We start from the raw sequence: 18,000 nt of genomic DNA on the forward strand, positions 1-18,000 counted from the left end.
GTCAGGATAATCTGGAGCAACCAAAGCGAATCCACGTCGTCATCGACGAGAAGGATGGTAGACATTTCAAGAGTCCGAAGATATTCCGTTTTTCCGCAACGCCCATGCCTGCCGACCTGTCTGAGGCCCGCGTCGCTTTCGAGTTATGCCTGCTTAGTGATGCCTGCTCAGGTGGCCGGGCCGATCTGCGGCATGAGAATTGCGCGGGACAGAGCGCGGTTTCACACCTTCCGATGCTAACGACCGCTACGCGTCGAGGAGAATGCCATGCGAGGGAGTCCAATTCCCTAGGGGAACGAAGGCAAATCCGGGAGCGGTTCTTGCTGCTTTCAGACGAGTCCGCCTGTGCCCGGATCGAGCCGGCTCGATTCATTGGCGCGCCCTCCAGGTGGCACCTCATGAAGCGAATATTGCGAGCCTGTTCCCAATAAAGCTTGCAACGCTGTTTGCGTCGGAGATCATGCCGCGTCGCGGAACGGCGCGACACGGACGGACTGTCGGCGCCGACTGACGGTTAAGGAGACATCTGTCATGGACAACGAGAACAAGGTGAGCCACCCCTACGACCGTCGCCGGTTTCTTGCTGGCGTCGCTGCGGTTGCGGGCAGCGTTGCGCTGACGGGTTGCGGCGGTGGAGGCGGAGGCGGCTCAAGCAAACCGAACGGCAGCGCACCTGCGTCGTCGACTGTCGATGTTCCCTCACCGGACGGCGGCGACCGTTACAGCCTTGCGCGTCCGGCGTTACCGGAACCGTCCAGTTCCGGCATCGATTTCATCGTGCTCGTGACGATGGAGAATCGCTCCTTCGACCATTTTCTGAGCTGGGTGCCCGGCGCCGAGGGGATGCCCGCGAACCAGCAGTTCAAGGACGCATTTGGCACGGCGCAGACCCCGTTCCTGCTCTCCGCGAACCCGTCGTATGGCTACCAGGCGTGCGCCTTTCAGGATCCCAATCACAGTTATCAGGGCGGTCGGACGCAACTGGCTTCCGGTGCGATGAACGGATGGCTGCTGACGCCCGATACGAGCGAGGCGCAAGGCGATCTGCTGCCTATCGGCTATTACGCATCCGCGGATCTCGCCTTCTTCAACGCTCTTGCAGGAAGCTACACGATCGGTGACTTTTACTTCAGTGGCGTGCTGACCAGCACTTATCCCAATCGCATCTATCTGCACAGCGGGGCGACCGACCGACTCACCGACACGGTCGATACGTCGACGCTGCCGACGATCTGGGACAACCTGAGTGCGGCGAACGTCGGCTGCAACTACTACTATCACGACGTGCCGTTCACGGCGCTGTACGGCACGCGCTATCTTGGCATTTCACATCTGTTTTCGGACTTTCTCTCCAATGCCGCGGCGGGCACGTTGCCGCCGTTTTGCATGGTCGACCCGATGTTCGCTGGAGAAGAGCAGGGTGTTTCCGCCGACGATCATCCGCACGCGGACATCCGCAACGGCGAAGCATTTCTCGCGCAGGTCTACAACGCGCTGAGCGCGAGCCCGAACTGGAGCCGCACGCTGATGATCGTCGTCTATGACGAATGGGGCGGCTTTCTCGAACATGTGGTGCCACCGATACGGCCGATCAGCAACAACGAGCTCGCGCTCGGCAACGATGGAACGCTCGGATTCCGCGTACCGCTTGCACTCCTCGGTCCGCGCGTTCGCGCGGGCTCCGTGACGCGCTATCCCTTCGATCCGAGTTCGATTCACGCGCTCCTGCAATGGCGTTTTGGGCTGTCGCCGCTCGGCGTGCGCGGCAGCGATTCCGCGACGTTCAATCTCGCTTACGCGCTAGACTTCACCGACGCGCCGCGCACTGATGCGTCGGCAATCACGGTTGCTCAAGGCCCGTTCGGAGGCCTGTGCTCGGGTGCGGCGGCGCCCGCGTCATCGAGCTCGGTATCGTCCGTCGATAATTCGCAACTCGCTGTCAACCCGACGGCGGACCGCTTTGCGGATCTGCGTGCCAAGGCGGCCTCATTGGGATTCAAGACGGGATCGTAACGCTAGGTCACAGTCAGTCTTACCGATACGTCCACCACCGATGCGCAATGAACGTAACAGGGGGGACGACGCAGACCACCATCGCAATGCCCAGTCCCGCACCGCCTCCCGCGACTGCCGTGGCATGAGATACCAGCGCTGTCAGCGTAAGGCCGCCTAGAGAAACAATGGCGAAGCGCCAGACATTCGCCAGAGCAGGAACAGACGAAAAGCTCCAGAAGGTGTTCAGCAGGTAAGAGCCTCCGGTCGAACACGCAAAGGCGAGCGCGTTCGCTAGCGCCGGCCCGGTACCGGCGTACTCGATCAAAGTTATGGCGACGGTGACGTGCAGACCGGTGACAAGCAGGCCGGACAGGCCAAATCGCAGCAACTTGATCCGTTCGGTCCTATTCACCTGCGTCTTCCCGAGGCTTGCGGAGAATGGCGAGCAAGGACACCCCGTAGGGCAGCGCGCCGTGCGCAAGCCAGTGACGTTCAGCACTGAATATCCTGTAAAGCGTGGCGTTGACCGGTTGGACCGGAACGGCGTCGCCTGTCGATCTGCTGCGCCCAAGACGGCGATCGAACCAACGCGCGGCCACTGCCAGGGGGAACAGCAGCGTGTTGAAATACGTCACGCGTTCGACTTCATAACCGGCCGCAGCGATACATTGCGTCAGCGAGTTGCGGCTGTAGCGCCGGTAGTGCCGCAGAAACACATCGTGAGCGCTCCACAGACGCTGGCAGGCAGGCACCGTCACGACGATGGCGCCGCCTGGCGCCAGCAACGATTGCATGCGCGCCAGCGAGCCGACGTCGTCGGCGATGTGTTCGAGACAGTCGAAGAAGCAGATCAGGTCGAAGCGCTCGCTGCTATCGCTGCCAAAGGGCACATCATCAGGACAACGCCCGGCGCGGATAGTGAAGCGGCCGCTGGTCTTTTGCGAGCACAACATGCGCGCCGTGCTGTCCATTTCGAGACCGCTTACGGTACCGAATTCGGCCAGCATGTCGAGGTTGCCACCCGTGCCGGAACCCACTTCGAGTACGCGTGCCTTGGCCGGCAGGGCCAGACGGCGCAGTACGGTTTGCAACACGTCGCGCCGGCCGCGGAACCACCAGTGTTCGGCTTCGGTTTCGGCCATTTCCAGATAGGCATCAGGGGACATCACGGGCTCCTTGCGCTGATAACAGGCTGATTGAGCGGCTCATTGACCGACGATCCGCACGCTCGGCACCACGCGCCTGCGGACGACTTCGGGACGCGGGGCATGTACCGTGCGTGTCGGGATGCGGTCGCGATGCAGGACACTGACCTTGCTCTTGGCCTGATAGCGCCGGCGCACGAGATAGACCGGGCGCTTTTTCGACTCGTAATAGATGCGGCCGACGTATTCGCCCACCACACCGATACCGATGAGTTCGATCCCGCCCATAAACAGCATCAGGGAGATCGTGGATGCGTAGCCGGGTACCGGATTGCCCGACCACAGCGTACGGCCGACGATAACGCCACCGTATATAAAGGCCAGTGTGGCAATCACCAGGCCGATATAAGTCCAGCTTCGCAACGGCACGGTGCTAAAGCTCGTGATGCCTTCGAGCGCGAAATTCCACAGCTTCCATCCGGAGAACTTCGAGTGTCCGGCGCTGCGCGCCTCGCGTTCGTATTCCACGATGACGGTCCGATAGCCGACCCATGCAAACAGGCCTTTCATGAAGCGTCGGCGTTCAGGCAGGCTGCGCAGCGCGTTGACGACCTGGCGATCGATCAGGCGAAAGTCGCCGACGTTTTCTGGCAGCTTGACCTCGGAGAGCGCGTTGTGCACGCGGTAGTAGAGCGCCGCGGCAGTGCGTTTGGCGAACGTGTCACAGGCCCGGTTGGTTCGTTTGGCGGCCACGACCTCGGCGCCCGCGCGCCAGTGTTGCACCATCACGGGGATCAGGCTCGGGGGATCCTGCAGGTCCGCATCGATCGGGATCACGGCGTCGCCGACCGCCTCGTCGATGCCGGCCGTCAAGGCCGCTTCCTTGCCGAAGTTGCGCGTCAGGTCGATGACCCGGATGCGCCTGTCCTGAATGCTGGCGGCGACCAGCTTGTCGAGTGTCCCGTCGTTGCTGCCGTCGTTGACGCAGACGATTTCGAAACGCGAGTCTTCGATCGATTCGAGTATCGGCACGACGGCGGCGAAGAACCGGTCGACTGCCTGATGCTCGTTGTAGAACGGCACGACGAGCGAAATCAATGGTTTGCTGATATGTGTGGACATGACATTTCCCCGTTTATCCCTTTTGTCTTTCGTATGTGATGCAATGCGTCGGCATTGCATGGTCCTAGTTGCGGCAGCTTGTGCGATGACTGCAGGTTCATGACGACACCTCCTCGGCGATTCGCGCGCGACGCAGGATAAGCAGCAGCGTCAGTAGCAGGACGACCGGTCCGATTTGCGGCAATTCGCTCAGGCGGTTGAAGAACTCATAGGCAGGCAGCAGCCAGGCGAGTACCAGCACCGCCTGTTCGCCGCGTCGCCATCCCTTATCGAATCCGATTGCCGTGAGACAGGCGATGGCGATGCCGAGCCACGCCAGTTCGTAGTGCCACACGTAGGGGTTCGCGAGCAGAGTGGCGACGGCCAGACTCGCGCCGCGCAGGCGGGCGTCGCGTGTGGACCTCCAGATGTGACACGCTGCTGCTGCTACGATCAGTGCAACGCATGCTTGCGCCGCATAAGCCAGGGCGACGGTTGCGCCGCCTTCGCGCAGAACCGCGAACGTGGTGGGCGAGGAGAGCCAGTAATGACGCCCATGTTCGAGTATCAGTTCGCGTGCGAGTCTGGTGTCTGCAAGGAACAGTGGCAGCGACTGCGTGCCGCAGATCATTACGCTAAGCGCACCGAACAGCGCCGCGCTCAGCGTGGCGACGCCAAAGGCGCACCACGCACGCGCCGCGATCAGCACGAACGGCAACAGAAGTGCCATTTGCGGCTTGATCGCGAGCAAGCCGATACACAGTCCCGCGCGAACCGGGTGGCGGGCGATCCAGTGGACGGCGAGCGCAGCAAGCGCCGCGGTCAGGAGCGAGTTTTGCCCGAAGACAGCTGGCACGAAGACGCACGGACAGGCTGCCACGAGCAGCCAGCCAAGGCGTGAACTGCCCATGCTGGAAGCGAGCCGGGAAACGGCAAGCGTGGCGACGACGAACAGTAGCGCGCTGACACCAACGAATAGAAAAAAAGCGACGACAGGCGGCACCAGGGCGAGTGGCTTGACGAGCACGAGGAACGTCGGCGGATACAGCCACGGCAGAAAGCTGCCACGCGGAAAGTGGAACAGTGTCTCTTCGATTTTATCGAAGGAGGTGAAGTCATAGACCTGCCATGCCGTGCCGTGCAGGGCCGCATACGACGCCGACCAGAAAACCGAAAAATCGATACCCGGCTTCGTGAAATCTCCAGCGGTGAAGCCGTTGCTCGCTCTGGCCCAGGTCACCAGAAACAGGGCGTACAGCACCAGCATCGCGACGCTGTACACGACCACACGTTCAGGAGTGAGGAAGCTGTGAACGCCGTTTTCGCCGCTACGATTGTCTGGTTGTGAAACGTACATGATCCCTGCCTTCTCTGTTATCCGGATGTGATCCAGTGGACCATCCAGTCACGCTGATCATTGATCCAGATTCCTAAACGTCGATCCAGAACGTTGCGTGAAGTACCTCGTTCGCGCGTGACCGGTTAACGCATTGTTGGAAGAAAATTAATCGACTTGCAAGGTCGCGTTTTCCTTCGTGAAGTGCGAGAGCTGTCAAAGGCCGCTCATTGAGGTGAAAACGGAAGCGCCTATGTGCGCAAGCGCACGTTCCGTTCTCAGGGCTGCGACAGTTTGTGCGGATGCCGTTCGCGAGGCGTGCCCGTTTTCATCGGAATTGACGCCTGCGATGAATCAGGGTATGTCCTGAGCAAATCGCTCAAAGCCTTATCCCGTGGGACTCTTCGGCGATTCCACCGTCGGCCGGTGAGGCTGAAAAATGTCGCGGACGCAAGACGTTCTGTGCGGAGGCCGGGGGGGGCTGGCCCAGGCCATCGGGCTGAGAGCCTTGTATTTCCTGCATTTGCATGTGGCTGGCCCCACCCTTGCTATGGAGAGAGTGCGGAAGTCGACGGCGTGACGACCGGACGATTCGAAGAAGCAACCAGACTGGAAACGAATCGCCACGCAAGCAACCCTCGGGGTTGTCCCGCTCAGTTCGAAGCTGCGGAGCTCAACCGGCAGCGCGAACGCAGGTAGGACACAGGGTGTGTCGTCGACTGACCGCCAGTTTTCTCGTAGTGCCGGTAGTACGTTCCCTCAAACCAATCTTGGTTAAGGGCATTTATTTAGACATCCGAAGGAGTAGGTCATGACGAAATTTATCGCTCACGCAGCACGCTTTGTCCGCGACGAAGATGGCATCTCGGCCATCGAATATGCTCTTCTCGCGTCGCTAATCGCCCTCGCTATCGTCGGGACTGTCAGCACGCTTGGCACGACCCTGAGCGGTATTTTCACCAAAGTCGCGGGATCGATCTAGTGCACCCGCCGGCGGACGAACGTGGGCTTTCGGTTCGTCCGTCGACTTCCGGGTGTCTCTGAACCCGGGATGGTCTTTCAGATCGGGGCGCGCCTTGCGAGGCGCTGCCACCGACAACGGAAGACTGAATTCTATTCGGTGTGTAGCGGGTCGCATTGCTACCGCCATGGCGTGAAAAATCAGTCCGACGGATCGAGGCCTCTCATGACACTGCCACCCCTGCCGCCGCAACCCGTGCCGCTGTGCGTCATCGTGCTGGTCATCGTGGCTGCGAGCACCGATATCACCACGCGGCGCATTCCGAATCGCATCCTCGCGATCGGCCTCGTCGCGGCGCTCTGCGTGCAGGTCTGGTTACACGGACCGCTAAACGGCGGCATCGAATGGCTGGCGGGTGCCGCGTTTGGCTTCGCGCTGTTGTTGCCGTTCTATCTGCTGCGCGGCATGGCCGCGGGCGACGTCAAGCTGATGTTGACGATCGGTGCATGGGTGGGCCCCGCGATGACTTTCCGCATCGCGCTCGCCACCTTTCTGATCGGCGGGGTCTGGTCGTTGGCTCTGGTGGTGAGCCGCGGTCGCGTCCGTCAACTGATCGCCAATCTGCGGCAGACCGCGAGTTCGTGGCGCTCGGTGCCCTTGCGGGCGTCTGAGAGTGGCGTCGCGTTACCCGCATCGGTTGGGGCGATCCCTTACGGCGTCGCAATAGCGGCCGGAACACTGGGCGTGTTGTTCGCGGCCACCGTCTAGCCGCACGGCTTTTATCTAGATATGTAACGGAGTAAGTCATGAAAAAGTTTATCGCTCAGGCAGCACGTTTCGTTCGCGACGAAGACGGCATCTCGGCCATTGAATATGGTCTTCTCGCCGCGCTGATCGCCCTCGCCATCGTTGGGGCTGTCGGCACGCTTGGTACGAACCTCAGTACTATTTTCACCAATGTCGCGGGATCTGTTTAGCGCGCCTGGTCGGCCGTCTATGTTGAACCACGCAGGAGTGTTGCCATGAAAAACAGTCGCGCTTTAGTCATGCTCGCGTTTGCCCTGCTAGCGGGCCTCGCTGCCGTGGTACTGGCCTCGCGATGGCTGCTGCAGACCTCGTCGAGTGCCGTCACGCCGGTGGCTGTGGCCGCGGGCGCCGTCAATCTGGGCGAGCCGCTGACGCAGGGCCAGCTTCGTACGATCAACTGGCCGACAGGGAGCGTGCCTCCCGGTGCCTTCACAGATGAGAAGGCGCTTGAAGGGCGCGTGGTGCTGGCGAGTCTTGCGCCGGGCGAGCCGGTGCTCGAATCGAAGCTTGCGCCGATCGGCACGAAAGGCGGCTTGTCAGCGGTGATCGGCTCGGGCCACCGGGCGATTACGGTGCGCGTGAATGACGTGGTCGGTGTCGCCGGTTTCGCGTTGCCGGGCAACTACGTCGACGTGATCGTGAATACGCAGCAAGCCGGCAAGACAGATACCCAGCAGAGCATCTCGAAGATCGTACTCGAGAAGATCCTCGTCCTCGCGGTGGCCCAGCAAGTGAGCCGCGACGACACAGCGCCGAAAGTCGTCAACGCGGTCACGCTCGAAGTGACGCCCGATCAGGCCGAGAAGCTCGATCTCGCGCGCAGCGTCGGCACGTTGTCGCTGGTTCTGCGCAACCAGGTCGACAAGCAGACACCCTCGACGGATGGTGCGACGAAACTCACGTTGTTCGACATGCCGGCGTCGGCGGCGGTGGTCGAGCCGGTCCATCCGGTGCGTACGCACTATGCCGCTCGCCCGGCCCCGAAGCGCGACTGTGTCGGTGTGCTGTCGGGCGTGACGGGCAGTGTCGAATGTTTTTAGGTCGGCCGTGGCGGGTCTGCTAACCAGGCACGCGACCGGCACAACACAGGCAAGAACGAAAGTCTCGGGCTACACGCATCGAGCAACGGGGGCATAAAGACATGAAAACAGAACTGGGGTTCTCATCGGGCAGCCACGCGCATCGCCGCTCGCTGAGCGGCACGGTACTCGCGGCGGCACTGTGCGCCGGCATGGTCGTCGCGCAGAACGGCGTCGCGCAAGGGATCAATGGCATGCCCGCGACCGGCAAAGGTGGCGCGAACGCACCGTTGCCGGTGGGGCAAGGGCCGGTGCCGATGATGATCAGCATGGCGCCGATGCCGTCCGGTCCGGGGGCCAGCGGCAAGTCGGTCGGCGCCGTGCCGTTGAGTGGGCCTAACTGCAGCGGGGAGATTCGTGATGAATCGAGCGTCGCCGTAGCGGTGGGCAAGTCGGTGCTTGTGCCGCTCGCCGAGCCGGCGCGCAACCGCACGCTCGGCAATCCCACCGTCGCGCAAGCCACGCTGGTGTCGCCGCGCACGCTTTACCTCGTCGGCATGACGGTCGGCACGACCAACATGATCGTCCAGGGACGCAGCGGCCAGTGCCAGATCATCGACGTGATCGTCAATATCGACGCTGACGGGTTGCAGAGAACCCTGCAGCAACTGTTGCCGGCCGAACGCGGCATCAGGGTGTCGACCGCCGCCGGCAACCTCGTGCTGGCGGGCCGCGTGTCAGGTGCGCAAGCTGCCCAGCAGGCGATGGAGATCGCGAATGCCTATGCCGGTGCGCAACCTACCCAGCAGCAGCAAGCGAGCACCGCGAACTTCGGCAACACCGGTTCCAGTCTGACCCAGCAAAGCTCGAGCGTCAGTAAGCCTTCCGAAGTGATCAACATGATGACGGTGGATTCGCCCCAGCAGGTCATGCTCGAAGTGAAGGTTGCCGAAGTGTCGAAGACGCTGCTCAACCAGCTTGGCGCGGCGGTCAACATCCAGGGCGGTTTCGGCTCATGGACGGGTGCGCTGGTGAGCAGCCTGCTTGCCGGCGTGGGCAACGGCATTGCGGTCAGCAAATCGAACAATCTGCCGTTCAACGTGGCGGTCGACGCCCAGAAAACCGACAGCCTCGGCAAGATTCTCGCGGAGCCCAACCTCGTGACCCTCAGCGGACAGGAGGCATCGTTCCTTGCAGGCGGCAAGGTCTTTATTCCGGTGCCGCAAAGCAACGGGACCGGCGGCTCGACGATCACGCTTCAGGAAGAAGAGTTCGGCGTTGGCCTCAAGTTCACGCCCACGGTGCTGGCGGGCAGCCGGATCAACCTGAAGGTGGCGCCTGAAGTGTCCGAACTGTCGCCGACGGGGGTCACGGTCACCTCGACCGGGACCAGCGGAGCGGCAATCCTGCCGCTCATCACGACGCGCCGTGCCTCGACCACGGTGCAGATGAACGACGGCGAGAGCTTTGCCATCGGCGGGCTGATGCAGAACAACATCACCGGGTCGCTCAAGGCAATCCCCGGCCTCGGTGAGGTGCCGGTGCTGGGCGCGCTGTTCCGCAGCACGTCGTACCAGCAGGATCGCACGGAACTCGTTTTCATCATCACCGTGCATCTCGTCAAGCCTCTGCCGGCCGACAACTATCCGCTGCCGACCGACAGTTTCCACGCGACCTCGGACGCCGCGGTCTATGCGACCGGCAACATGGAAGGCCGTCAGCCGCAACCTGCCGCCCCGGCCTCCGCGACGCCGAACGCACCGCAGACGCAGCCGCCGGCACCCGCACCCGCACCGGCAGCAGGGTCGAACACGCCGGCTGCGCTGCCGCCGCGTGATACGCAGGCCGACCGGCCGGCTCCGGTCGTGATCGGTTCGCCCGACGGTACGACGGCCCCCGTGGCAACACCACTGCCCGCCGCCGCAACGCCCTCCGTAACCGGGGCCGTGAGTCCCGGGGGGAATCCCACTACGGCGAAGCATGCCGCAGCTGGCAGCCAGCAGATGGTCGCCAAAGCGGGCGTGACCACTCCGGCAGATGAACATTGATGCGTGGCTAGGGGAATCTCATGAAACTCGAACATCTTGGTTTGACGGGTCGTGCGGCACTCATGCTGACCTTGGGCGCGGCGCTTGGCGGTTGCATGACGAGCACGCCCGTGTGGGACGCGCATTTCGGCGAAGCGGCGCGTACCGCCAGCCAGATGCAGATCATCGATCCGCACGCGGCCGAGCATTCGCCGTCGACACCGGGCGTCGACGGCAAGGCGGCCGTGGCGGCTCAGGACACGTATGACAAATCGTTCCAGCAGCCTGTCACCAGCCCGAATGCTTTCGTGATCGGCATTGGTAGCGGCAGTGGCGGCGGGTCCGGTGGTCAGTGATCGCCCAATGTGCGGGAGACCATCGTGCTTCGCGATGACCTTGCGCTCCCGGCTGACGGCAACGTCCTTCAGTCACCTTCGTTTGTCCAGTTGAGAACATCATGATCAATGTATTGGCTCTCTCTGAAGACGGCACGCGGCTCGCGCAGATCGTGCGTCAAACCGGCGAATGCGGCGATTGCCGTACCACCCGCGCGAGCGGCAAGCCGTCGCTGCTCAGCGACCGGGGGGATAGTCTCGATGCGTTCGATGTCCTGATCGTCGACGCAGCGTCGCTCAATGACGCCGAGCTCTCCGCTTTCGAAAAGCTCCACCATGCACACCCGCGACTCACGTGCATACTCGTGATTCCCGACACGTCGTCGCAGACGTTGATCGCGGCGATGCGCGCGGGCTTTCGCGATGTGCTCGGCTGGCCCATCGATCAGCGAGCGCTAGGCGAAGCATTGCGGCGCGCCCAGGCCCAGTGCGTGCCGGGCAACGCGCGCGACACGCAGATCCTGTCCTTCATGTCGAGCAAGGGCGGGGCGGGAACCAGCTTTATCGCCTGCAACGTCGCGCACGCGATTGCCAGTCTCGCGCAAAAGCGGGTTTTGCTGATCGATCTGAACCAGCAGTTCGCCGATGCGGCTTTCCTCGTGTCCGACGAGACGCCGCCCTCGACGTTGCCGCAGATCTGTTCGCAGATCGAGCGCATGGATCTCGCGTTCTTCGATGCGAGCCTCGTGCACGTCAGCGACAACTTTGACATCCTGGCGGGCGCGGGCGATCCGATCAAGGCAGCAGAACTCAAGGAAGACCGTCTCGAATGGATTCTGGGCGTTGCCGTGCCGCGTTACGACTTTGTGCTCTTCGATCTCGGACAGACCATCAATCAGCTGTCGATGCTGGCGCTCGACAGCAGCGACCAGATCCATATCGTGCTGCAAGCGAGCATGGCGCATGTGCGCGCCGGCCGCAGGCTTCAGGAAATTCTCGGCTCGCTAGGTTATGCGTCCGACCAGATGCGGCTGCTGCTGAACCGCTACACGCGCCACGCCGAACGCGCCCGGGCGGCGCTCGAGCAGGTGCTGGGCATGCAGGCCTGGCAGGTCATTCCGGAGGACCCGGTCGCCGTGTCCGATGCCATGAACCAGGGACTGCCGATTTCGAAGACCGCGCGCAACTGCGGTGTCTCACGCAGCCTGCAGACGCTCGCTGAGAACATCGTGAGCGGCGCATCGAAGTCGGACCGGGGGCATGCCAGAAGCGCGTCCTTGTTCTCGCGGCTGCTCGGCCGTCAGGCGCAGCCGAAACTTGAAATGATGTAAGGCCAAAGGGGACCATCATGTCGCTTCGTGAGCAGATTTCCGCGCAACGCATCCAGCCTTTGGGCGAGTCTTCGGGTCAGTCGAATCCACAAGCCGGCATGATGCGTGCCGCGTACCAGAAACTGAAACGCGAGATTCATCAGGCCGTGCTCGACCGCGTCGAGCTTGAACGCCTTTCGCGGCTGCCCCCTGAGCAGGTTCGCCAGGAAATCTCCGCGCTGATTGGACGCATCCTCGAGGATCAGAAAGCACCGGCGAACGATCTCGAACGCCGGCAGCTCGTCGTCGACGTGCATGACGAGATGTTCGGCTTCGGACCGCTGGAGGTGCTATTGCGCGACCCTACCGTGTCCGACATTCTGGTGAATACATACAGCCATACGTACGTCGAGCGAAGAGGGCGTCTTGAAGCCACCGATGTGACGTTCTATGACGACGCGCATCTGATGAAGGTGATCGAGAAAATTGTCTCGGGCGTTGGACGGCATATCGACGAATCGAGCCCAATGGTCGATGCGCGCCTTCCAGACGGCTCGCGCGTCAACGCCATCATCCGGCCGTGCGCAGTCGACGGCCCGCTGCTGTCGATACGGCGTTTCGCCGCCAACCCATTGCAGGTCTCCGACCTCGTCGAACTGCAAAGCCTGACGCCGCCGATGGCCGAAGTGCTCGATGCGTTGGCGCGCGCCAAGGTGAATATTCTCGTGTCGGGCGGCACGGGCAGCGGCAAGACCACGCTGCTGAACGTCCTGTCGGGCTTCATTCCCGGCGACGAACGCATTGTCACGATCGAAGATGCTGCCGAACTGCAACTGCGCCAGGAGCATGTGCTGCGGCTCGAGACGCGTTCGCCGAACATCGAAGGGCGCGGCGAGATCACCCAGCGCACGCTGGTGCGCAATGCGCTGCGGATGCGCCCCGATCGCATCATTCTCGGCGAAGTGCGCGGGGCCGAGGCGCTCGACATGCTCAACGCGATGAACACCGGGCACGAGGGCTCGCTCTCGACGATCCACGCCAACACCCCGCGAGACGCGCTGACGCGCCTTGAAAACATGATCAGTATGGGTGGGCTTTCGTTGCCGACCAAAACCATGCGTCAGCAGATTGCTTCGGCGATCTCGGTGGTCGTGCAGGCCACGAGACTGACCGACGGCCGGCGCAAGATCGTCAGCATTTCGGAATTGACCGGTATGGAAGGCGACATGATCAACATGCAGGAGATCTTCGTCTTCAAGCGCTCCGGCGTCGATTCGAAGGGAATCGTTCGCGGGCATTTCTGTGCGACTGGTGTACGGCCGAAATTTGCCGAGCGGTTGCAGGCGTTCGGTGTCGCACCGTCTGACCAGGTCTACGACCCGGCGCGGCACTTCGAAACGACATGATGCGCACGGCATTGGAGCGTAATCCGATTGCCTGCTGTTTCAGGAGACTCGCATGACACCGATTTTCTATGCGTCGATCATTCTGCTGTTCGTGGCCGTGGCGCTGGCGCTGGAAGGCGCCTACGAATACTGGAACAGCCGGCACGGACCGGTCGCGCGCCGGGTCGATTCGCGGATTCGCGCCGTGTCCGCAGGCGGACACGTCAGCAAGGAGCAGCTCTCGATTCTCAAGTCGCGCATGCTGGCCGGCTCGTCGGGGCTGGCGAGGTTCCTGCAGAGTGTGCCGCGCGTGCATACGATCGATCTGTTTCTGCAGCAGTCGGGCCTGAAGTGGACTGTCGCGCGACTCATTGGAACCTGCCTCGTCTTGCCGCCGATCGTATTGCTCGTGGGCGCATTGTTCGGGGTGCCGCTCGTTTTCGCGGCAACTAGCGGCGCGTTTTGCGCCATGTTGCCGGTCCTGTATGTGCAGCACCGGCGCAACAAGCGCATCCGCATGCTCGAACGGCAGTTGCCGGACGTTTGCGACATGCTGGCCCGCGCGTTGCGCTCGGGGCACGCCTTTACCGGCGCAATCGACATGGTGAGCACCGAGTTCGCGGAGCCGATGAGCGGCGAGTTTCGCATCACGTTCGATGAGATCAACTACGGCGTCTCGATCGGCGAAGCCCTGGCGAACCTCGCCACGCGCGTGCCGATCCGCGACCTGCGCTATTTCGTGATCGCCGTAGTGATCCAGCGCGAGACGGGCGGTAACCTTTCGGAGGTACTGGAAGGCATCGCCGTGCTGATTCGCGAGCGATTCAAGCTGTTCGACAAGGTTCGCGTCCTCTCTGCTGAAGGCAAGATGTCCGCCTGGGTGCTTGGATTACTGCCGTTCGGCACGGGGGCGCTGATGATGCTGGGCAATCCGGGCTTCCTCGATGTGCTGTGGCAAGACCCTGCGGGGATCAAGATGGTCGAAGTGATGCTCGTGTCCATGGTGTTCGGGATGTTCTGGATGCGGCATATCGCCAGGATCCGGGTCTAGTTGCGCCTGTTGACCGTAGAGCGCACCACACAATATCGAGGAGGGGTCATGCAGACGCTAAACACCACGCAGATTCTGTTGCTGATCGGTGTGTTCGCCGTTGTGTTCGCCGTCGCGTTCGGTGCGATGCATGTTTTCGCGCCGCGCGACTTGCGGCGCCGGATCGAGCAGGCCGGCGGCACGAATATCGCGTTCGGGGCGGACAAGAGCCCCGAATTGCCGGAGATCGCCTGGTTCGAAAAACTCGCGGAGATTTCCCAGCCCTTTTCGAAGTTGTCCGTTCCGAAGGAAGGCTGGGAGAAGTCCACTCTGCGCCTGCATCTGATGAATGCCGGCTGGCGTTCGCCGAGCGCCGCGCCAATCTATTTCGCTGCCAAGACTGCCATGGCGATCGTGTTACCGCTGCTGGCGATGCTCTGGCTTGTCGGTTCGTCCGTGGCAGCGACGACCCACGAGCGCTTGATGTTCCTCACCGCACTTGGCGCAATAGGTTACTACGTGCCGAATCTCGTGCTGACAAAACGCATTACCTGGCGCAAGCGCGTACTGGTGGAAGATTTTCCCGACGCGCTCGACCTGATGACCGTCTGCGTCGAGGCGGGACTGGGTCTGGACGCGTCGCTCATGAAGGTGGGCGACGAAATCAGGATGCGCAGCCCGGTGGTCGCGAGCGAGCTTGAACTGATGCTGCTTGAAATGCGATCCGGCTTTTCCAAAGAAACGGCGTTGCGCAATTTTTCGCTTCGCACGGGCGTCGAGGACATTGATTCGTTCAGTTCCATGCTGATTCAAGCGGAACGCTTTGGTACGGGCATCGGCGCTTCGCTGAGGGTGCTTTCCGACACGCTGCGCACACGGCGGCGGATGCGCGCCGAGGAAAAGGCCGCCAAGATCGCACTGAAAATGCTGTTTCCGCTCATCTTTTGTATTTTCCCGGCGCTCCTCGTGGTGCTGATGGGGCCGGCCTTGATCCATGTCTACAGGGTTCTGTTACCCAGCATGACTGGCTAGAGCCGGTGACGGCGGCGCGATGGCGTCGAAGGTCCGGGTCGATAAAGAAAGCAGTTCGCATTCCTGACGTGTTAAGCGTACATGTGCGATAAGGGAGGACATATGAAACGGAAAAATCAGCGTGGGGCGACAGCCGTGGAGTTCGCCCTTGTGCTCCCGATATTGCTCGCATTGCTGTTCGGCACGGTGCAGTTCGGCTGGTTGATGAACAACTACCTGGCCCTGACGAATGCGGCCTCCCTGGGTGCTCACCTGCTCGCATCGGAGCGAGGCTACGCCACGCCCTATACCGATACACAGCGGGCCATATTGGCGTCGACGCCGGCGTTGACTAGCGCGCTGACCATCAGCATGAGCGTCGGCGGCACATCGTGTACCAGCGATAGCACGTGCGCAAGCGCGCTGGGAACCTCCACCCAGGCACCGACAGCCGGAACGGAGGCGAGTGTGTCGCTCGGTTACCCGTTTTCGCCGCTCTTCACCGGTGCTTTGTACAGTCTCAAGTCCATCATGCCGTCGAGTTTGACTGCGACGATGTCCGAGCTCGTGCAATGAACCGCGGCCAACATTATCTCGGGCAACGCGCCGGTCTGGTTGGCAACCGTCGCGATCTTTTGAGTGGGGGGCGACCATGTCGCTAAAAAGGCAGAAAGGGGTAGCGGCGGTCGAGTTTGCCGTCGTCGTGCCGGTGCTGCTCGTGATCGCGGTAGGCCTCGCGCAGTTCGGCTGGCTGCTCAGCAATTACGTGATGGTCGCCAACGCCGCATCGGCGGGCGCCCGCTATTTTGCAGCGCAGCGTGGCACGGCGACACCCTATAGCGGTACGCAAACTCAGGTGCAAACGTCGGCTGCGGTGCTGAACAGCGGCAACCTGTCGATCACGGCTTCGGTAAACGGTGGCAACTGCACGAGCGATACCGCTTGCGCAGCAGATCTGACCAGTGCCGCAAGCGGCGCGGCGGTAGCAACCGCGGCTGTGACCGTTACCTACAGCAATTTTTCGCCCCTGTTCACGGGGTCTTTGTTCGGTCTCTTTAAGATGATGCCATCCGCGCTCAATGCCACAGCAGCGGAGCGAGTGCAATAGGGCGACCGGGTCAATAGTTTGAGAGGGCGTGAGATCATGAGAACAAACCTTAAGCTTCGTGGCGCGCCGGCAAACCAGCGCGGCGCCGTCTCCATTGTGGTGGCGCTTTCTCTGGTCGTCCTTTTGGGATTCGCGGCGCTTGCCGTCGACTACGGCTATCTGGCGTACAGCCAAAGGCGCTTGCAGAGCGCCACCGATGCCGCGGCACTCGCCGGGGCGGTGGATCTCTGGACCAAACCATGGGCTACCGCCGCCAGCGACGCACAAGCATTCACGGCCGGGCAAGGCAACACGATGCCGGGTGGCGTCAACCCGGCGACCGCTACGGTGACCGGCTTGACCTTGTCCAGCGTCACGTTGCCGTACAAACAGGCGGTGTCCGGATACAACGGCATCAAGGTGACGCAACAGGCGACTGTGCCGCTTTTTTTCGCCAACGTCTTCGGCATGAAGTCGCAGACGATCAGTGCGACCGCGGAGGCAGGCGCGGGGGGCGGGGCTGAGCCCGCGCTCTACAACGTGATGATCATCCTCGACACCACGAAATCGATGAGTACCACCACCGACAGTAACTGCCTGAATTCAAAAGGCGTGGCGCAGACGCGATTGCAGTGTGCCCAGGCTGGCGCATTGAAGTTGCTGACCGGCTTGACCAATGCCGGCGACAAGGTCGGCTTGATGGCATTTCCGCCGCAAACATCGTCAACTTACAATTTCACGTGCTCAGGGAAGTCGCCGACCATTGCCAGCAGTTATTCGGAATCGGGTGCCAGCTATCAGATTGCTTCCGCGAGCTCGGGTTACCTTGGCAGTACTGGGGCAGCGAATACCAGTTCCGGTATCGTGCAGGCGCTCGGTGGCGGCAGTTGCGGCGGCCTCCCGGCGCCGGGCGGGTTGGGCACGTTCTACGCGCAGGCGCTCACGGCGGCGCAGACTTCTCTGGCTGCCACGGCCGCTACCGAGACTCCGCCCGGGCAGAACGTGATCATCCTGCTTAGCGACGGTATCGCGACGTCCACGACGAGCCAGCTGGGCAGTACCTATAGCAGTACCTATGGAAGCGAGTGCCAGGCAGCCATCAACGCGGCGGCTACCATCAAGAGCAGCACGGGTACTTTGATCTACACCGTTGCTTATCTGGGTGGCGAGGCCGCGTCGGCGCCGAGTTGTGGTGACACTGGTGACAAGCTCACTGCCTGCAATACGATGGCATCGATAGCGACGAACTCGTCGTATTTCTACTCCGATACGTGTGCGAATGCCGCCGGTGGGACCAACAGCCTGAATACCCTGTTCGGACAAATCGCATACAGCCTGACAAAGCCGCGGCTGATACCGCTGAGTGCGTCGTAAGGTGTTGTGGCAAAGGTAGAGGTGCAGGGCTGGTTGACCCGGGCGACATGGTCAGCTTCGCGGCGGCAGGGCGCCGC

At 62.0% G+C, this 18,000-nt stretch carries 18 protein-coding genes; 14 read left to right on the top strand and 4 right to left on the bottom strand.

Translation table 11 applies throughout. The features are described from left to right. The first annotated feature begins 531 nt into the window (after window positions 1-531). Window positions 532-2,013, top strand: a complete 1,482-nt coding sequence (locus PQQ96_RS17015) for an alkaline phosphatase family protein (protein ID WP_408293909.1) — start codon at window positions 532-534, stop codon at window positions 2,011-2,013. A 19-nt stretch (window positions 2,014-2,032) separates the two neighbouring features. On the opposite strand, the gene PQQ96_RS17020 is transcribed toward PQQ96_RS17015, so the two are convergent. From PQQ96_RS17020 to PQQ96_RS17035, 4 genes are all read right to left on the bottom strand, one after another. Beyond that, entirely contained in the window at window positions 2,033-2,407 is a 375-nt protein-coding gene (locus PQQ96_RS17020) for a GtrA family protein (RefSeq protein WP_408293912.1), read from the bottom strand. Next, entirely contained in the window at window positions 2,400-3,161 is a 762-nt protein-coding gene (locus PQQ96_RS17025; protein WP_408293915.1) for a class I SAM-dependent methyltransferase, read from the bottom strand. The genes PQQ96_RS17020 and PQQ96_RS17025 overlap by 8 nt, the downstream gene beginning before the upstream one ends. A 39-nt stretch (window positions 3,162-3,200) precedes the next feature. After that, window positions 3,201-4,262, bottom strand: coding sequence for a glycosyltransferase family 2 protein (locus tag PQQ96_RS17030; protein ID WP_408293918.1), 1,062 nt, complete (start codon window positions 4,260-4,262; stop codon window positions 3,201-3,203). Between the two features lie 97 nt (window positions 4,263-4,359). Beyond that, a complete protein-coding gene (locus tag PQQ96_RS17035) occupies window positions 4,360-5,598 on the bottom strand; it encodes a glycosyltransferase family 87 protein (protein ID WP_408293921.1) in 1,239 nt (412 codons plus the stop codon). A gap of 790 nt (window positions 5,599-6,388) precedes the next feature. On the opposite strand from PQQ96_RS17035, the gene PQQ96_RS17040 reads away from it, so the two are divergent. The 13 genes from PQQ96_RS17040 (at window position 6,389) to PQQ96_RS17100 (ending at window position 17,923) form a co-directional block, all read left to right on the top strand. Next, the gene (locus tag PQQ96_RS17040; protein WP_408293923.1) at window positions 6,389-6,559 is read left to right on the top strand and encodes a Flp family type IVb pilin; all 171 of its coding nucleotides are present in this window, start codon (window positions 6,389-6,391) and stop codon (window positions 6,557-6,559) included. Window positions 6,560-6,763: 204 nt separating this feature from the next. Further along, complete coding sequence (locus PQQ96_RS17045) at window positions 6,764-7,306, top strand: A24 family peptidase (RefSeq protein ID WP_408293926.1); 543 nt, start codon at window positions 6,764-6,766, stop codon at window positions 7,304-7,306. Between the two features lie 38 nt (window positions 7,307-7,344). Then, window positions 7,345-7,515: a Flp family type IVb pilin gene (locus PQQ96_RS17050; protein WP_408293929.1), complete on the top strand. Its 171-nt coding sequence runs from the start codon at window positions 7,345-7,347 to the stop codon at window positions 7,513-7,515. A gap of 45 nt (window positions 7,516-7,560) precedes the next feature. Next, window positions 7,561-8,385, top strand: a complete 825-nt coding sequence (cpaB, locus tag PQQ96_RS17055; protein ID WP_408293931.1) for a Flp pilus assembly protein CpaB — start codon at window positions 7,561-7,563, stop codon at window positions 8,383-8,385. Between the two features lie 101 nt (window positions 8,386-8,486). Next, on the top strand, window positions 8,487-10,412 hold the full coding sequence (locus PQQ96_RS17060) for a type II and III secretion system protein family protein (RefSeq protein ID WP_408293934.1): 1,926 nt from the start codon (window positions 8,487-8,489) through the stop codon (window positions 10,410-10,412). Between the two features lie 20 nt (window positions 10,413-10,432). Then, window positions 10,433-10,747, top strand: a complete 315-nt coding sequence (locus PQQ96_RS17065; protein ID WP_408293937.1) for a hypothetical protein — start codon at window positions 10,433-10,435, stop codon at window positions 10,745-10,747. A gap of 101 nt (window positions 10,748-10,848) precedes the next feature. Beyond that, the gene (locus PQQ96_RS17070) at window positions 10,849-12,057 is read left to right on the top strand and encodes a CpaE/TadZ family protein (RefSeq protein ID WP_408293939.1); all 1,209 of its coding nucleotides are present in this window, start codon (window positions 10,849-10,851) and stop codon (window positions 12,055-12,057) included. 17 nt (window positions 12,058-12,074) lie between these two features. Continuing rightward, window positions 12,075-13,442: a TadA family conjugal transfer-associated ATPase gene (locus PQQ96_RS17075; RefSeq protein WP_408293942.1), complete on the top strand. Its 1,368-nt coding sequence runs from the start codon at window positions 12,075-12,077 to the stop codon at window positions 13,440-13,442. 52 nt (window positions 13,443-13,494) lie between these two features. Beyond that, on the top strand, window positions 13,495-14,472 hold the full coding sequence (locus PQQ96_RS17080; RefSeq protein WP_408293945.1) for a type II secretion system F family protein: 978 nt from the start codon (window positions 13,495-13,497) through the stop codon (window positions 14,470-14,472). Window positions 14,473-14,520: 48 nt separating this feature from the next. Beyond that, window positions 14,521-15,483, top strand: coding sequence for a type II secretion system F family protein (locus PQQ96_RS17085; protein ID WP_408293948.1), 963 nt, complete (start codon window positions 14,521-14,523; stop codon window positions 15,481-15,483). Between the two features lie 102 nt (window positions 15,484-15,585). Next, window positions 15,586-16,038, top strand: a complete 453-nt coding sequence (locus PQQ96_RS17090; RefSeq protein ID WP_408293951.1) for a TadE/TadG family type IV pilus assembly protein — start codon at window positions 15,586-15,588, stop codon at window positions 16,036-16,038. 76 nt (window positions 16,039-16,114) lie between these two features. Then, the gene (locus PQQ96_RS17095; protein WP_408293954.1) at window positions 16,115-16,570 is read left to right on the top strand and encodes a TadE/TadG family type IV pilus assembly protein; all 456 of its coding nucleotides are present in this window, start codon (window positions 16,115-16,117) and stop codon (window positions 16,568-16,570) included. A gap of 36 nt (window positions 16,571-16,606) precedes the next feature. Then, window positions 16,607-17,923, top strand: coding sequence for a pilus assembly protein TadG-related protein (locus PQQ96_RS17100; protein ID WP_408293957.1), 1,317 nt, complete (start codon window positions 16,607-16,609; stop codon window positions 17,921-17,923). Window positions 17,924-18,000 lie beyond the last annotated feature (77 nt).

It is taken from the genome of Paraburkholderia sediminicola (assembly GCF_046027825.1).
Lineage (GTDB): Bacteria > Pseudomonadota > Gammaproteobacteria > Burkholderiales > Burkholderiaceae > Paraburkholderia > Paraburkholderia sediminicola_D.

What these genes read in the sequence shown, in the direction of transcription:
- PQQ96_RS17100 (WP_408293957.1), top strand. Translation starts at nt 16,607, where the DNA reads ATGAGAACAAACCTTAAGCTTCGTGGCGCGCCGGCAAACCAGCGCGGC.
- PQQ96_RS17050 (WP_408293929.1), top strand. Translation starts at nt 7,345, where the DNA reads ATGAAAAAGTTTATCGCTCAGGCAGCACGTTTCGTTCGCGACGAAGAC.
- PQQ96_RS17025 (WP_408293915.1), bottom strand. Translation starts at nt 3,161, where the DNA reads ATGTCCCCTGATGCCTATCTGGAAATGGCCGAAACCGAAGCCGAACAC.
- PQQ96_RS17065 (WP_408293937.1), top strand. Translation starts at nt 10,433, where the DNA reads ATGAAACTCGAACATCTTGGTTTGACGGGTCGTGCGGCACTCATGCTG.
- PQQ96_RS17060 (WP_408293934.1), top strand. Translation starts at nt 8,487, where the DNA reads ATGAAAACAGAACTGGGGTTCTCATCGGGCAGCCACGCGCATCGCCGC.
- PQQ96_RS17085 (WP_408293948.1), top strand. Translation starts at nt 14,521, where the DNA reads ATGCAGACGCTAAACACCACGCAGATTCTGTTGCTGATCGGTGTGTTC.
- cpaB (WP_408293931.1), top strand. Translation starts at nt 7,561, where the DNA reads ATGAAAAACAGTCGCGCTTTAGTCATGCTCGCGTTTGCCCTGCTAGCG.
- PQQ96_RS17090 (WP_408293951.1), top strand. Translation starts at nt 15,586, where the DNA reads ATGAAACGGAAAAATCAGCGTGGGGCGACAGCCGTGGAGTTCGCCCTT.
- PQQ96_RS17075 (WP_408293942.1), top strand. Translation starts at nt 12,075, where the DNA reads ATGTCGCTTCGTGAGCAGATTTCCGCGCAACGCATCCAGCCTTTGGGC.
- PQQ96_RS17040 (WP_408293923.1), top strand. Translation starts at nt 6,389, where the DNA reads ATGACGAAATTTATCGCTCACGCAGCACGCTTTGTCCGCGACGAAGAT.
- PQQ96_RS17015 (WP_408293909.1), top strand. Translation starts at nt 532, where the DNA reads ATGGACAACGAGAACAAGGTGAGCCACCCCTACGACCGTCGCCGGTTT.
- PQQ96_RS17035 (WP_408293921.1), bottom strand. Translation starts at nt 5,598, where the DNA reads ATGTACGTTTCACAACCAGACAATCGTAGCGGCGAAAACGGCGTTCAC.
- PQQ96_RS17095 (WP_408293954.1), top strand. Translation starts at nt 16,115, where the DNA reads ATGTCGCTAAAAAGGCAGAAAGGGGTAGCGGCGGTCGAGTTTGCCGTC.
- PQQ96_RS17070 (WP_408293939.1), top strand. Translation starts at nt 10,849, where the DNA reads ATGATCAATGTATTGGCTCTCTCTGAAGACGGCACGCGGCTCGCGCAG.
- PQQ96_RS17030 (WP_408293918.1), bottom strand. Translation starts at nt 4,262, where the DNA reads ATGTCCACACATATCAGCAAACCATTGATTTCGCTCGTCGTGCCGTTC.
- PQQ96_RS17080 (WP_408293945.1), top strand. Translation starts at nt 13,495, where the DNA reads ATGACACCGATTTTCTATGCGTCGATCATTCTGCTGTTCGTGGCCGTG.
- PQQ96_RS17045 (WP_408293926.1), top strand. Translation starts at nt 6,764, where the DNA reads ATGACACTGCCACCCCTGCCGCCGCAACCCGTGCCGCTGTGCGTCATC.